This is a genomic window from Dictyobacter sp. Z7_2 (assembly GCF_057551105.1).
In genome coordinates this window covers 2,904,200-2,917,874 of sequence record NZ_BAAJPE010000001.1, presented here as the reverse complement: position 1 = coordinate 2,917,874, position 13,675 = coordinate 2,904,200, and the positions used below count along the sequence as shown (strand labels likewise).

12 protein-coding genes are annotated in these 13,675 nt (G+C 47.6%); 6 read left to right on the top strand and 6 right to left on the bottom strand.

Going from position 1 to position 13,675, the window contains the following annotated elements; all coding sequences use genetic code 11:
- Positions 1-92 precede the first annotated feature (92 nt).
- Positions 93-533, top strand: coding sequence for a hypothetical protein (locus AC27N8_RS11595; protein WP_487067083.1), 441 nt, complete (start codon positions 93-95; stop codon positions 531-533).
- 85 nt (positions 534-618) lie between these two features.
- On the opposite strand, the gene AC27N8_RS11590 is transcribed toward AC27N8_RS11595, so the two are convergent.
- The 3 genes from AC27N8_RS11590 to AC27N8_RS11580 are packed head-to-tail and all read right to left on the bottom strand — an operon-like array spanning position 619 to position 3,340.
- The gene (locus tag AC27N8_RS11590) at positions 619-2,139 is read right to left on the bottom strand and encodes an RnfABCDGE type electron transport complex subunit D (protein WP_487067081.1); all 1,521 of its coding nucleotides are present in this window, start codon (positions 2,137-2,139) and stop codon (positions 619-621) included.
- Positions 2,136-2,879: an FAD:protein FMN transferase gene (locus AC27N8_RS11585; protein ID WP_487067079.1), complete on the bottom strand. Its 744-nt coding sequence runs from the start codon at positions 2,877-2,879 to the stop codon at positions 2,136-2,138. Before AC27N8_RS11585 ends, AC27N8_RS11590 begins: the two co-directional genes overlap by 4 nt.
- A 2-nt stretch (positions 2,880-2,881) precedes the next feature.
- Positions 2,882-3,340: an FMN-binding protein gene (locus tag AC27N8_RS11580; RefSeq protein ID WP_487067077.1), complete on the bottom strand. Its 459-nt coding sequence runs from the start codon at positions 3,338-3,340 to the stop codon at positions 2,882-2,884.
- Positions 3,341-3,721: 381 nt separating this feature from the next.
- Here AC27N8_RS11580 and AC27N8_RS11575 point away from each other — a divergent pair, with 381 nt between their 5' ends.
- Positions 3,722-4,597, top strand: coding sequence for an alpha/beta fold hydrolase (locus tag AC27N8_RS11575; RefSeq protein WP_487067075.1), 876 nt, complete (start codon positions 3,722-3,724; stop codon positions 4,595-4,597).
- Positions 4,598-4,635: 38 nt separating this feature from the next.
- On the opposite strand, the gene AC27N8_RS11570 is transcribed toward AC27N8_RS11575, so the two are convergent.
- The 3 genes from AC27N8_RS11570 to AC27N8_RS11560 form a co-directional block, all read right to left on the bottom strand.
- Entirely contained in the window at positions 4,636-5,841 is a 1,206-nt protein-coding gene (locus tag AC27N8_RS11570; RefSeq protein WP_487067073.1) for a cytochrome P450, read from the bottom strand.
- An 18-nt stretch (positions 5,842-5,859) separates the two neighbouring features.
- Positions 5,860-6,201: a GIY-YIG nuclease family protein gene (locus AC27N8_RS11565; protein WP_487067071.1), complete on the bottom strand. Its 342-nt coding sequence runs from the start codon at positions 6,199-6,201 to the stop codon at positions 5,860-5,862.
- A 95-nt stretch (positions 6,202-6,296) separates the two neighbouring features.
- Positions 6,297-6,770, bottom strand: a complete 474-nt coding sequence (locus tag AC27N8_RS11560; RefSeq protein WP_487067069.1) for a GNAT family N-acetyltransferase — start codon at positions 6,768-6,770, stop codon at positions 6,297-6,299.
- A gap of 179 nt (positions 6,771-6,949) precedes the next feature.
- On the opposite strand from AC27N8_RS11560, the gene AC27N8_RS11555 reads away from it, so the two are divergent.
- From AC27N8_RS11555 to AC27N8_RS11540, 4 genes are all read left to right on the top strand, one after another.
- Entirely contained in the window at positions 6,950-7,795 is an 846-nt protein-coding gene (locus AC27N8_RS11555) for an MBL fold metallo-hydrolase (RefSeq protein ID WP_487067067.1), read from the top strand.
- 272 nt (positions 7,796-8,067) lie between these two features.
- On the top strand, positions 8,068-8,907 hold the full coding sequence (locus AC27N8_RS11550; protein WP_487067065.1) for a L,D-transpeptidase: 840 nt from the start codon (positions 8,068-8,070) through the stop codon (positions 8,905-8,907).
- Positions 8,908-9,131: 224 nt separating this feature from the next.
- Positions 9,132-9,692, top strand: a complete 561-nt coding sequence (locus AC27N8_RS11545) for a phosphate-starvation-inducible PsiE family protein (protein ID WP_487067063.1) — start codon at positions 9,132-9,134, stop codon at positions 9,690-9,692.
- 340 nt (positions 9,693-10,032) lie between these two features.
- Positions 10,033-13,659, top strand: coding sequence for a WD40 domain-containing protein (locus AC27N8_RS11540; RefSeq protein ID WP_487067061.1), 3,627 nt, complete (start codon positions 10,033-10,035; stop codon positions 13,657-13,659).
- Positions 13,660-13,675 lie beyond the last annotated feature (16 nt).

Here is a 13,675-nt window from a genome sequence, read left to right as displayed (position 1 = left end):
CATAAGACATTTCTATACTACGTATATTGGAAACACGTCATGTTTCTATACCTCTTATCAAGAAAAGATTAGAAAGAAAGAGTTCTTACCAAATGTTTACTATGGCCCATTTACACCTTCTGGTAAATCATTTTCCTATCCTCGGTTCTATGTTTATCAGTGTCATGTTTATCATCGCCTTGCTGTTCAAAAACGTCTTCCTCCAAAAGGTATCGTTGTGGTTTCTCGTTGGAGTAGCGCTCTCTACAGCTTTGACATACGCTTCAGGAGATGGGACCAAAGCAGCGGTCCAGGGATTACCACAAGTTTCAGATACAATGATTCAGGCACACGAACAGGTTGCTCGCTACGGCCTGATTATCATGTTTATAGCCGGCTTTCTGGCGCTGGGTGGCATTGTCCTCTACAGTCGAAGGCCAACCCTTCCTCTGTACTTTCGTATCTCCATATTGGCGATACTTTTAATCAGTGTTGTCGTGCTTAGCTACGTGGGATACCTTGGGGGATTAATTATGCATACCGAAATCCGCTAACATGTGCCCCTTTTTACAGCGCCAACACAAGATCCTTCACGACAAAGAAATGTGGATGGACAAGAGCAGACAAGAACAAGCATGACTATACAAGTCCAGGAAAAAAATCTTTGCGGATATGTTTATGCTTTATATCCATATTTTCTAATACTTGTTCATAGGCATTCACCATGCTGGGTGGACCGGATAAAAAGTAAGTACGCTCCAGGTAATCCGGCACCACATGGTGAAGCATCTGCTCATTGACTCTCCCCACTAATCCAGTCCAGTTACGCGGGACAGACGTTACATCCGTCAGGGTATAGAATATCTTGATGCCAGTTTGAGGATGTATTGCGCTTAGCACATCTTTGTACACGATCTCATCGACGCTTCGATTGACGTAGAGAAGAACAATATCACGTTGCTGGCGGGAGTCAATGAGATATTTTAGCATGCTTCTAAACGGAGTAATACCGATGCCTCCGGCAATAAACACCAGTTTTTGTTGTGGATCAGCTGGCAGAGTAAAATCTCCAGCAATCTGAGCGGCTACAATTTTTGTCTTGCCATTCATATTATACATAGCTTTTTTAAAGCTACTCCCCTGATCATAGAAGCGTATCCCCAGATGCATAGTATTCTCGGTTGGCGATGATGCAATTGTGAAATAACGGCGATTTCCTCTGCTATCAGGATGAGGATGTTCCAGGGTAAATTCCATATATTGTCCAGGCAGAAAAGCCAGTTTTTGTGAAGGCTTAAAAACAAAATCCAGGATGCCAGGTGCCATCTTGATTTTTCGGCTTAACTTTAAGGCTACTTTTTGCTTCGGGCTGACCAGATAAGCAAAAACGTTCCCAATGACTAAGGCTAACTCGGGAGTCGTGTAAATATTCCCTAGATGCAATTGTGGAATGAACAGGATACCTGTAAGTATGCCATATATTCTTCTGAGCGCCTTTTTATGGGGCGCGGTAAGCGGCTCAGTAAGCATGATAAAGGCAAAGAAGAAGAGTGGCGAGAGCACAAATAGTTGCTTGAGCTCAGTGACAATATTCCCTCTTTGTATGAGGCTGATACTACAAGCAAGCACCAGTACCGTAAGACAAAAACTTATCACCATATCGGCCTGACGTAATTTCCTCGTCACCAGGCATCCTCCGACCAGCACAAAGGGCAACATGCTGATCGTGCCAATCCACCAGCTCGCCGACTCGCGCAGCACAAACGAGGTGATCACAACAGCAATGGCAGCAGGATTAAAGATATGCTTATTATACAGTGACAGAATATATTTTGAAGACATAGCTAATATCGCCACCCATCCCAAAAATTGCAGATCGCTCGGTATCTTGGCAGGATCAATAATCAGCGCCAAAATGAGGGCAGTAATCGGGGTAGATTCAACATTGGCAGGAATTTCAAAGATACGCGCCAGAATCGTATTCGCGCCCCAGCATATGATGACCAGGAATATACTTGATCCAATCAGCGCCAGTGGAGAAAATGAAAGCAGATGAAAAAAGGCCATGACAGTAGCGATGCCAATCAACGCAATCAGCAGATAGAGGACCAGCCGATACATCGTTATTCTATCTAATAGATAATCCAGTTGTTTTATCATTGATGTAACACATACCTTTCAAATCCACTTGTAAATGTTGCCCGAGCATCTACGCCGATAACATATCCCTCAAAGCCCGCTAACTTCTCAATAAAATTGATGCCTTTTTTGCCCATTGCAAATGCAGCCGTCGCGAACCGATCGGCTTCATAGATATTTGGGCCTATCACAGTGATACTCGCAAGCTCCACAAGCGGCTCCCCTCCATGATACGGATCATAGATATGTTGTCCACGAATAGCCGTACCTGAGGTCGCAATCCCTTCGTGAGTGAGTGCCAGCACTTTCACGATTTCAGTCCGCTTGAACGGATTGCGAATGCCGACCCTCCAGGGATGGTGATCCTTATTTCCTGACACCTGGATATCCCCACCTGCATCGATATAGAAATTGCGAAAATTTCGTGCGCGTAACATGTTAGCAGCATTTTGAATCGCCCAGCCTTTAACAAGTCCCGATGGATCATAGCTACCGTTATATTGAATATCGAAATACCCATCAGTATCTTTTTTCGTTTGCTCACTTAATGCCAGCACCGTCTTCATATCTGCACTGTACTGCGCTGCTGGAAGCGTGCCAGCGTTTATCTGTGAGATCTCGCTCGTCGTTTTATAGGTACTAAACATCTCATCAACTGACACAAAGTAGGCAAAGACAGCATCCAGATCGTTTTTTGTCACAGTTGTATCGACAACTTCAACCGTAATCGGCATATCCATAATTAAAGATGTCTGTTTCATGGTCACGCTTTAGCTTGCGCAAGAGCATCTGACAGAGATTGTATAAATGCCTCACTACTATCTGTAGCGCCACTCACTATATCCACATTGGCATTTTGCGCCTGAATGGCCTCGTTAGCGAGTTGGGGATCGGCATAATTATTAATATCGATGGAGCGATTACGATCATTGGGATATTGCAAAAACTGTACATCGGTGATCTTTCCCCCCTGAATGATCGCTTTGACCTGTATATTCCCCCATTGTGCATCCGCCACGCTGCCCGTATAAGAACCATCCTTATAAAGCGTACTCGATGTACCACCTGTGGCGTTGCCAGTGGCAGTAGGTACAGTAGAAATTGAGGAATTTGAACTATTTGAGCTCTCTGGCACGAGTGGCGCAATATTTGAGTGATCATAGATAAAGCTATAGATAACAAAGGCACCGATAATAAAAACAGCTACGATGAATTTCTTCATAGTCTGGCTACCCTTTCGCGATCTGCTGAGCAAGAGGTCTAATATAAACACATAAACATCAAGATCAACGCTCTGAATAACATATATAAGCATGCAACTTCTATGTGTTCATTCCTTGTGGAATCTATCTATCTACCGACATTGTCTTACATCGTAGTACGATGACATTAAATTTGAATGAAAGTAAGCAAAGAATCATACGTCTCATAGCAGACAGCACAACAAGCAAGCCTGTGTGTAATAGAGGTATCATACACACAGGCAAAACGCCTCTACCAAAGAATACTAGCAACGGGTCATTTTTATTGTCAAGATGAAACAACTCTGTTAGAGTCTACAGAACGCCATCGCTCAAAAATATATGAAAGGAACCTTGATCACATGGTCACATCATTCCGACGCTGGCAACGTCAAGAGTTAAAGCGTATTCAAGAGAATGGAATACTCGTGGCAACCGCTGCTGGCTCGGTGGAATATCAAAGCAGAGGAAAAGGCCCGGCAGTCATCTATGCGCACGGAACGCCCGGCGGCTACGATCAAGGACTGGCCTTCGCAGAATTTTTTGATGAGGACGCTTGCCGCGTCCTCTCGCTCTCGCGCCCTGGCTATCTCCGGACGCCTCAGACCTCGGGAGCATCTCCAGAAGAACAGGCCGATCTCTATGCGGCCCTACTGGATACGTTGGGGATCGAGCAAGCTAGCATTATCGGCTTCTCAGGTGGAGGGCCATCGGCGCTCCAATTCGCCTTACGCCATCCGCAACGTTGCCGCAGCCTGATCATGATCGGAGCGATCGTCCAGCGTTATAGCGTGCTGGAAAACATACAGATGCAGCTTCCCTGGCAGCGCCTGCTTGCCAGGCTTACCGAGCATCTACTCGTATCGGATCTCTTTCTCTACAGCATCCTCCCCATCATCCGCCTGCTGCCAAAGGGAGAGATCATGGCTGGCATGCTCTGTTCAGGAACCATCTATCGGCTTCGCAAAGCTGGCTATCAGAATGATCAGAAGCACTTCGCCGCCATCGAGCGGTATCCGCTGGAGAAGATCAGCATCCCCACCCTGATCGTTCACGGCACCGCCGACGACGACGTCCCTTTTGAAGATGCCTTACTCCTGATGCACAAAATCCCTCATGTCACACTTATCCCGATGCATAAAGGCAACCATGCCACCTTCTTCTTGCGAGCAAACATCATCATACCAATCATTCAAGAATTTATCACGCAGGAAGTTCCCCAACGTATTCAGCATTGATAAAACCCTATGTAGCCAGATAAAAAACAAGTGCGGCTCTAGGAGAAAACTAATGGAAGGCTCTTCACACCAAAGACTATCTCGTTCTTGATCTGTTCCAGAGGCTTATCGTCAAGACGACGCCAGGCAGGCATCAGGCGGAGCATCGCCTCTATAGCAATCTTCGCCTCCAGACGCGCCAGGGGCGCTCCCAGACAAAAGTGGATACCGTGCCCAAAAGAGATATGTCGGTTCGGTGTGCGTTGAATATCGAACAGTTCGGGCTGAGGAAATTGCTGCTCATCAAAATTGGCGGAGATCGTCGTAACCTGAAGAATATCTCCTTCACGGAGCAGTTGATCACCTAATTGCACATCGCGCAGTACTCGACGGCCACCAATAATGACGCGATTGCCTCCCGTACCACGATTGGGCGGTCGATAGCGCAGGACCTCTTCGATAGCGCTGGGGACCAGTGTAGGATCTTGTCGAAGTTGCTGCCACGCCTCTGGATGTTCGTCAAAGCAGAGCAGAGCATTACCAATCAGTTGGGTCGTAGTGATATTGCCTGCTACCAATAAAGTAACAAAGAAGCCATACAAATCATTATCGCTAAGATGTTCCCCATCCACTTCGGCTGAGAGCAACAAACTGAGAATATCCTGGCGGGGATGTTGACGCCGTTCTTCGATAGCTTGTGCCATACTGGCAAACATCATCTGCGCATAATCTTGCGCCTCCTGACTACCAGTTAGAGCATCCTCCTTCACCGAGTCCGTCAACAAAGCATCGGTCCACAACTTCATCAAGCGCCAATTTTCACTTGGTAACCCAAGCAGATCAGCGATCACAATAATAGGAAACGGCACCGTTAGATCAGCCACGGCATCCATTTCACCTTTGGCCAGAGCCTGCGTCAGCAGATCAGTCACGATCTCCTCAATACGCGGAGCCAGTTGTGCAATCGTGCGAGCCGAAAAAGCCTGCGTCACCAGCGACCGTAATTGTCGATGGCGTGGCGGATCCATACCAAGAATACTGATGCTGGCACCTTGATCCTCATTGGGTCCAGGCACAGAAGAAAAGGTGGCATAGTCGCTCTGGACACGCTGATGATCGGCATAGCGAAATATACGCCAGTTAGCATGCACCTCATCGTACCAGACAGGTTGATTGGCACGCATCGTCTGGCTCCATTGGCGCATCTGCTGATGCCATTCCAGAGGTGGCAACGTAAAATCATTGAAAAAAGCGGGAATTTGCATTCGTTCTACCTTCCACAATTATCTGAGAACAAGATCATCGGAGTCGCCTTCGATACCCTCGACTTGTTTGATCTCAAAAGAGAGATACTGATTGATAAGCGCAGGGGTGTTGATCAAAAGCAATTTTTGCGCACGTGGCAAGCGTTTCAAGGCGTATTCCACGCTCAGAGCCTCGCCTTTGGTATTACATTCCCAGGAGGCCACGAGACTGACCGGGAGGCGTGCTCGCGTATAACGTGCGCCTTTCCCGGTATTATGAGTGGCTATCCTGCGCTCAATATTGGTAGTGTAGCCAGTATACAAAGTATCATCAGAGCAGAGAACAATATAGACATAATGGTGCGTATCCAATGCCATCATAACCTTTTCTCGCTGAAGACCTACTTCTAATCCTATTATCTTATATTTTAACAGTCATAGCCACATTAGCCAGGAGCGAGAGAATAGATCACCACTTACAATGATTTTAGCATTTGAATATCCGTTGCTTGATATCCAAGCCTCTCATACATAGCGCGTGCGACATGATTCTGTCCAAAGACATGGAGTCCAATTTCATCCATACCCAGTGCACGCACCTTCATTTCCAGTTCCTTAAAAGCTTGAGAAGCATAGCCACGATGGCGATACGCCTCAACAATCTCTATATCATACACGAAAGCACGCGTCTTAACGCCTGCATGCTGAACTTTTCCAAACCAGAGATATCCAACATTCTGCTGCACATCATCTGCAATAATCTTATAGATATATTGATCCGGCGTCTGATTCCCTTCTGGAAGCAAACTTCCTATCTGCTCCTTAGCAGCGTGTAATGCTGCCTCAGCGGTCCAGTTACCGGCATCAACATGCGATTGAGCATAATTAATCGTGAGATTTGCCAGCCACCGCTCATATTCGAGCTCGGTCATTGCCATTAATTGCACCATACGAATGATTGGCCTCCATAGATTGATAGTAGATAGCACAATTTCACTATCTCACAAAAAGGGCAGAGATACAAGCAAATTTGCTTCCATGTATACTCTTGTTCCCAATCAAGCGTTGCAGGGGATACAATAAAAATAGTATCCGGGATTGTAAACATCATCGAGGGAGATACAAAATCATGGGAGACCAACAAGTACTCAATACCGTGAACGAAATTAAAACGACGACACAACTGCCCGATGGATCAATTGCGTTATGGTGGTTAGGGCAAGCAGGTTTCGTCATTAGCAGCGGGACAACGACAATTCTGATCGATCCTTTTCTAACACAGATGGAGGGCCGCACAGTAGCACCTCCATTTGCACCAGAGGACTGTCCGCCAATCGATCTTATTCTCTACACGCACGAGCATCTGGATCATCTGGATGTTCCTACGCTTAAAATTCTGGCGACAAATGCTGGCAATCCCCATATCATTGCGCCGCTTCCCATTCTCGATCAACTCCTGCAAGCTGGAGTGCATCAGGAGCGCCTCCAGGGGGTACAACCTGGCGAAGAGTTGCGCGTGGGCGATGCTAAGATTTATCCACTCGCATCCTTTCACGGCCTGACGTTTCCGCCAGTAGTTTACAGCTTCGGCAAGGAGATCAGTGATGGTCTCTATCGCTATCTTGGCTATGCAGTCGAGTTGAATGGAGTACGCATCTATCATGCAGGTGATACGCTTGTCTTTGATGGCTTAATTGAAACACTCAGGGACCTTCATCTTGACCTGGCCCTGCTACCTATTAATGGGCGCAGCTATTTCCGCGAGCAACAAAATCTGATTGGCAATATTGATGAACGCGAAGCGGCTGATCTGGCTGCGGCTGCCGGTATTAAAGCCGTCATTCCAGCACACTACGAGATATTCGCCACCAACGTTGGTCGACCAGGCTTCTTCGTTGACTACATCCTGGAGCATCATCCAGAGCTCACCTGCTATATTCCATCGCATGGTCGCCGTCTGGTTTATGTAAAATAGAGCGTCAAGACGTTTTTTTGGTGGATTATGAGGCGGATGACGAAAATTTACCACATTCACCGCTAGCAAAAAGAAAGAGTAGATAATCCATACTCGAAACTGAACGACTATTCAAGTTTATTGTGTGGAGAGCAAGTGAGGTATCCTCTGCTCATGGGAGTCAGGATACCTCTCTTTTTTGTTCATAGCCCAGCATTTAACTCTCAATAGCAGAAAGCCGATAGAGTATCTTATCTTTCATTGCATTTAGATAGGATAAAAAAGAGGCGCTCATGCAAAAACGAAAAAAATCATTAATCCGCTGGATAATTCTCATATGCTTTCTCCTATCAACGCTAGGTGCGCTAACCCTGCGTCATTTCGTAATGACAACGGCTAGATCAGTATATGCAACTCACCCCATCACATCTGACATAGGGAATCACACCTCCCTCATTACATTTAATCAAAAGCATCATGCATCCATCGACTTAACAAAGGCTCTCACAACGCCAGCGGGACAACGTGCCGTGCACACATCCCGTCACTTAGCCAGTCAGCTTGGTAAAAACCTGAAGCGTACTGTGGCAGCGACACGAGTATTACAGGCCAATGGATCATCGGCACAACCAGTAAACGGGACTTCAACGCAACCAACAAATGGATCATCCATGCAAGCAGGATCTACCGAGACACCTGCGGCACCAGGAGGTCAAGGAAAAGTCATTCTTATCAGCATTTCGAATCAGTGGATGTATATATACCAGGACGGTAAACAGATCGCCAGCACCGCAATTACAACCGGACGACCGGGACTGGATACACCTCTAGGGATCTTTCATGTCTTCAGCAAAGAGAGTCCTACTACCTTTTATTCAATGTGGCCAGTTGGGTCTGCGAACTACTTCGAGCCCACACATATCAATTTCGCCTTAGAATTCCTCTCGCCAGGCTACTTCATTCATGACTCACTCTGGCGTCACGACTACGGTCCCGGCTCAAACACACCCCATATGGTGCCCGCCTACGGAGCCGAATCGGGCTCGCATGGTTGCGTCAACGTCCCCTATAGCATCATGCCCTGGCTCTATCGCTGGGCAGACATCAACACACCAGTTGAGATTACAGATTAACCACACTTGGGACTATATGAATTCCTACTGTCCGGCATGTGATGAGAGCATTGTCGTCAGACAATAGCGATCTCTCATCGCATGCCTATGTCTTTATGGCGGGTAGCAGAAAGTTAGTGCTAAACAGAACAATTCATTAACATAAGCAAACGCAAATATGATACTATGCACGCACGTTTTTATTTTATCTATGCCGGTCACATTGGAGGTTATACATCAACTTTATGGACGAACAAACCAATCAATTAAAAGATGAAGGAAGCTACATCTTACAGCCTACGCTCACCCAACATACCATCTCCCATGCAGAAGAAGATCGCATTGCCTTTGTCTCTGGACACATCTTAGAGCGCGTCGATAGTCTCGTGTATTCAATTGTGGGCCTCTGTTTTCTACTCGGCGCTTTTTGTGCTCTTATCTATAGCTTTTGGGATTTCGGAACCTCATTAGACGTAGCCTTCACCAAAGAAAATCCAGCGGCTATTGCCACATCGGTCATACAATTCGTCTCCGACCTGCTCCTGGTCTTGATTATCATGGAAGTGCTGGGAACTGTCATCCATTACCTTAAAGAACGCGCCACCTCGCTGCGTCCATTTTTATTTATTGGTATCGTCTCCTCGACACGTGGCATACTCTCCATCGGAGCACGGCTCTCAGTCGAACATGTACAGGGGAACGAATTTACCACCGCGATGATAGAGCTGGGCGTCAACGCAGCTGTGATCTTAACACTCGGGATAACACTTAAACTCCTGGGCAAGCTCATCGAAGATAGATCCTAAGCAACACATTTTGTTGCATTCTCCGACTCAAGCGCACTCTGCTTTTTATATGTTATGCTCTAAGTACATAAATTCTATATGTTATACTATTGAAGTTAACTATACAAAGCAGAAAGCCACTACGATTCTGCAGCAGCCTCTACTGATACTATTAAAGCGATATTCATATGGGGAAACCTCTCACTTACATCTAAATATGCAGCAAAAACCACACTCCATGCCATTCAATGCTGTAAGTAAAGCTGTGCTAGCTCGGCATTCAGTAGCACTTTTAATGGTTTGCTGAAAACAAAACTTGTATGAATATTCAATTATCTCTATCTGGAGAAGATAAAGGATTATGTCATCGCCATCAGAACAGCAAGAGCACACGCATCTGATCTGGATTATTGTAAGCTTGTGCATTCTCGCAGTTTTCGCCATCATCCTCGTCGCCTTCATAGTGATTATGCAGCAAGGTATCATGACAGGAACAACAACCTTAACTCTGGTCTCCCTGGTTGTCGGCATGGTCGTCAGTATTCTGACTCTCCTCGTCAACTTCTTCCAATTGCACAGTGGGAACACCAATCCGACCGAGATCACAGTCTCGGCCCCACTAGCAGTAAGCTCAGAAATAGAGCAGCAGCACGCTGCCACTACCAGCGTCTTGCCTACGCTGATAGAGGTCCTGGCGCTAGAGAAAATTGAAGCGGGAGCAGAAAAAGTACTCGACAAAGCATATATCGATTGGGGTGAAGCTCCACCGGTCGAACATTTCTATGGCCGAGAGCAAGAATTAGAGACGCTGGCACGCTGGCTTGAAACCGAACATTGTCGCCTGATGATGATTCAAGGGATGGGTGGTGTAGGAAAAACCACGCTGGCAACAGCCATGACGCAAAAAGTCAGTACACGCTTTGATGTTATCTTCTGGCGCACCTTACGCAATACACCGCTCTTTGAAGATATCCTCATGCAATTCTTACGAGCATTGCCAGATCCAAAACCCTTAGACACAAACATTCCGCAGCATATTGATGCCCAGATCATGCTACTTATCGGTTACCTGCGACGTTATCGCTGCCTGATTGTGCTCGACAATTTTGAATCTGTGTTGCAAAGCGGTAGTGGTACAGGATATTACCAGGATGGCTATCAAAGCTTTGGTCGTCTGCTAGAATTAGTAGGAAATACTCAGCATCAGAGTTGTCTGCTGATAACCAGTCGCGAGAAGCCACGCGAGCTGGCGCATCTAGAAGGACAAACATTCCCGGTACGCTCACTCCAACTGTCAGGGATCAGTCAAAGTGAGGCCCAGAGCCTGCTCAAGCATGACAATCTCTTTGGAGATGATCAGACCTGGCAAAGGTTCATTCATCTCTATTCAGGCAATCCACTCGCACTAAAACTGGTAGCTGAGCTTCTGCGAGAGATCTTTCATGGCGACATTGCAGCCTTTCTGGCGCAGCCCGATACAATGGTCAGCGACATTCAAGATGTGTTGACACAACAATTCCAACGTCTATCCCCATTCGAGCAGGAGATCCTCTACTGGTTAGCCATCGAGCGCGAAAAGATAGACTTGCAGACGCTCCGCAACGATATCGTGCATACAATTCCCAGGGGCGAACTATTGGAAGCCTTGAAATCGTTGAAGCGGCACTCTCTGGTCGAGAGCCATACCAGCGCCTCATTCTCGTTGCAGCCTGTAATCATGGAGTATGTAACCGCCCATTTTGTCCTCAGAATACAGCAGGAGCTACAGACCGAGGTATTTCAACTTTTTCAAAGCCATAGCCTGATGAAAGCGGAAGCAGCAGACTACATCCGCAAAAGCCAGATAGCCCTCTTGATTGCTCCATTGAACGACTATCTATACGTCAGCTTCGGAGCATTGGAAATCGAAAAAAAATGGCAGCGCCTGCTCGATACATGGCGTGATAGCTCACTTCAGACCACAGGATACGGGGCAGGAAACATACTCAACTTATTGATTCAGGCCAACAAGCCATTAGATAGCTACGACTTCTCACATCTAACCGTCAGGCAAGCACATTTGCAGGACGTCCATCTGGCCGACGTTAACTTTTCCGATGCAGATCTCTCGACGTGCACGTTTACCGAGACCTTCAGCAATATTCTTTGCGTAGCACTGATGGCTAATCGAACCCGGCTGGCAGCTTCGACCGCCAACAGCTACATTGAATTATGGGACCTCCCCACAGGCATACCACGTGCGACGTTCCAGGGGCATAGCGATTGGATACGCTCAATCGTTTTCAGCTCGGATGATCGCTGGCTCGTAAGCGGCAGCGAGGATCACACAGTTCGCCTCTGGGATGTCCAAACCACGCAATGCCTGAACATCTTTAGAGGCCATCATGGCAGAGTCTATGCCGTCGCGATGAGCCCAAATCGACAGCTGATCGCCAGCGGCGGCGATGATCAAATGATCATCATCTGGGATGTGGCCAGGAGACAATCCACCCACATCTTGACTGGACCAGCAGGCCTGATACGCTCTGTGATCTTTAGTCCCGATGGTCAGAGACTGATTTGTGGTAGTGAGGATCACAGCATCATTATCTGGGATGTCGACACCTGGCAACAAACGCTCAGGATAGAAGAAACTCATGGGCGTATTTACTCGGTTGCCATCAGCCCCGATGGACAGTTGCTCGCCAGCGGCAGCGAGCAGCATATCAGTCTCTGGGATGCCCAAACCGGACAATTTCTACGCGAGCTCAACGGACACGAGCGCAGGATACAAACCGTGGCATTCAGTCCCGATGGCAGATTGCTCGCCAGCGGTGGAGACGATCAAGCCCTGCGCATCTGGGACATCACCACAGGCATGTGTCTTGCACGACTACAAGAACACCGCAACCGGATACGCTCAGTTGCATTCGACGCCAGTGGATCATTGATTGTAAGTGGCGGCGACGATCAGGCACTACGCCTCTGGGATGCTCATAGCAAACAGTGCCTGAAGACTTTGCAGGGACACAGCAGTTGGATCTATGCCGTCGCGATAGATCCAACTGGAACGCTGATGGCTGGCAACGGTGCCGGCCTGGAGCTCAATGTGTGGAATATCAAGAGTCGGCACTGCTTGAAAAAGCTTCAGGGACATAGTAGCTGGATCTATTCCGTTGCCTTTAGTCCCGATGGCTCACTGCTTGCCAGCGGCAGCGACGATGGAACGATTGGCCTATGGGATATTCAGCATGACTATCGCATGCACAAAATAACGGGACAAAATGGTCGTCTACGCTCAATCGCCTTCAGCCCCGACAGTACATTGCTTGCCAGCGGCGGCGATGATCAGCAGATACGCATCTGGGACATCCAGACCGGCCGCTGCAAACAGATCCTCAGAGGACATCAAGATCGGGTGCGCGTCATCAGCTTCATAGATAACGACACACTCATCAGCGGCAGCGACGACAGGAATATATGCGTTTGGAATATCAGCAATGGAAAATGCATCGAGCAGCTCCAGGAGCATACAGGAAGAGTCTGGGCGCTTGCCTACGATCCACATCACAACCTGCTCGCCAGTGGTGGCGACGATCAAACCATCCACCTCTGGCAGCGCCTGGAGGGGCAATTCATCAGCTCTGGCGTCTTTGAGGGACACACAAACCGCATCTATTCGCTGGCCTTCAGTTCCGATGCCTCAATGCTTGCCAGCGGCAGTGAAGATCATACAGTCCGCCTCTGGCAAATGAATCCGCAGCAGCCTCTGGCAAGCTTACAAGAGCACACCCAAAGAATACGTGCCGTCGCCTTCAATCCAACCGATCACACACTGATCAGCGGGAGCCACGACGACACCATCAAGCTCTGGGATAGTCAAACCTCGCAGTGTCTGCACACCTGGAGAAGCGATAGGCCCTATGAACGCATGAATATCAAAGGGGCCAGAGGGCTCACCGAAACGCAAAAAAATACGCTTCTCAGCCTGGGAGCTTCAGAGCAGTAAAAATCTCCTCAACATA

Excerpts from the sequence above, each read along its gene's own strand:
- AC27N8_RS11595 (WP_487067083.1), top strand. The coding sequence starts at position 93 with ATGTTTACTATGGCCCATTTACACCTTCTGGTAAATCATTTTCCTATC.
- AC27N8_RS11590 (WP_487067081.1), bottom strand. The coding sequence starts at position 2,139 with ATGATAAAACAACTGGATTATCTATTAGATAGAATAACGATGTATCGG.
- AC27N8_RS11585 (WP_487067079.1), bottom strand. The coding sequence starts at position 2,879 with ATGAAACAGACATCTTTAATTATGGATATGCCGATTACGGTTGAAGTT.
- AC27N8_RS11580 (WP_487067077.1), bottom strand. The coding sequence starts at position 3,340 with ATGAAGAAATTCATCGTAGCTGTTTTTATTATCGGTGCCTTTGTTATC.
- AC27N8_RS11575 (WP_487067075.1), top strand. The coding sequence starts at position 3,722 with ATGGTCACATCATTCCGACGCTGGCAACGTCAAGAGTTAAAGCGTATT.
- AC27N8_RS11570 (WP_487067073.1), bottom strand. The coding sequence starts at position 5,841 with ATGCAAATTCCCGCTTTTTTCAATGATTTTACGTTGCCACCTCTGGAA.
- AC27N8_RS11565 (WP_487067071.1), bottom strand. The coding sequence starts at position 6,201 with ATGATGGCATTGGATACGCACCATTATGTCTATATTGTTCTCTGCTCT.
- AC27N8_RS11560 (WP_487067069.1), bottom strand. The coding sequence starts at position 6,770 with ATGGTGCAATTAATGGCAATGACCGAGCTCGAATATGAGCGGTGGCTG.
- AC27N8_RS11555 (WP_487067067.1), top strand. The coding sequence starts at position 6,950 with ATGGGAGACCAACAAGTACTCAATACCGTGAACGAAATTAAAACGACG.
- AC27N8_RS11550 (WP_487067065.1), top strand. The coding sequence starts at position 8,068 with ATGCAAAAACGAAAAAAATCATTAATCCGCTGGATAATTCTCATATGC.
- AC27N8_RS11545 (WP_487067063.1), top strand. The coding sequence starts at position 9,132 with ATGGACGAACAAACCAATCAATTAAAAGATGAAGGAAGCTACATCTTA.
- AC27N8_RS11540 (WP_487067061.1), top strand. The coding sequence starts at position 10,033 with ATGTCATCGCCATCAGAACAGCAAGAGCACACGCATCTGATCTGGATT.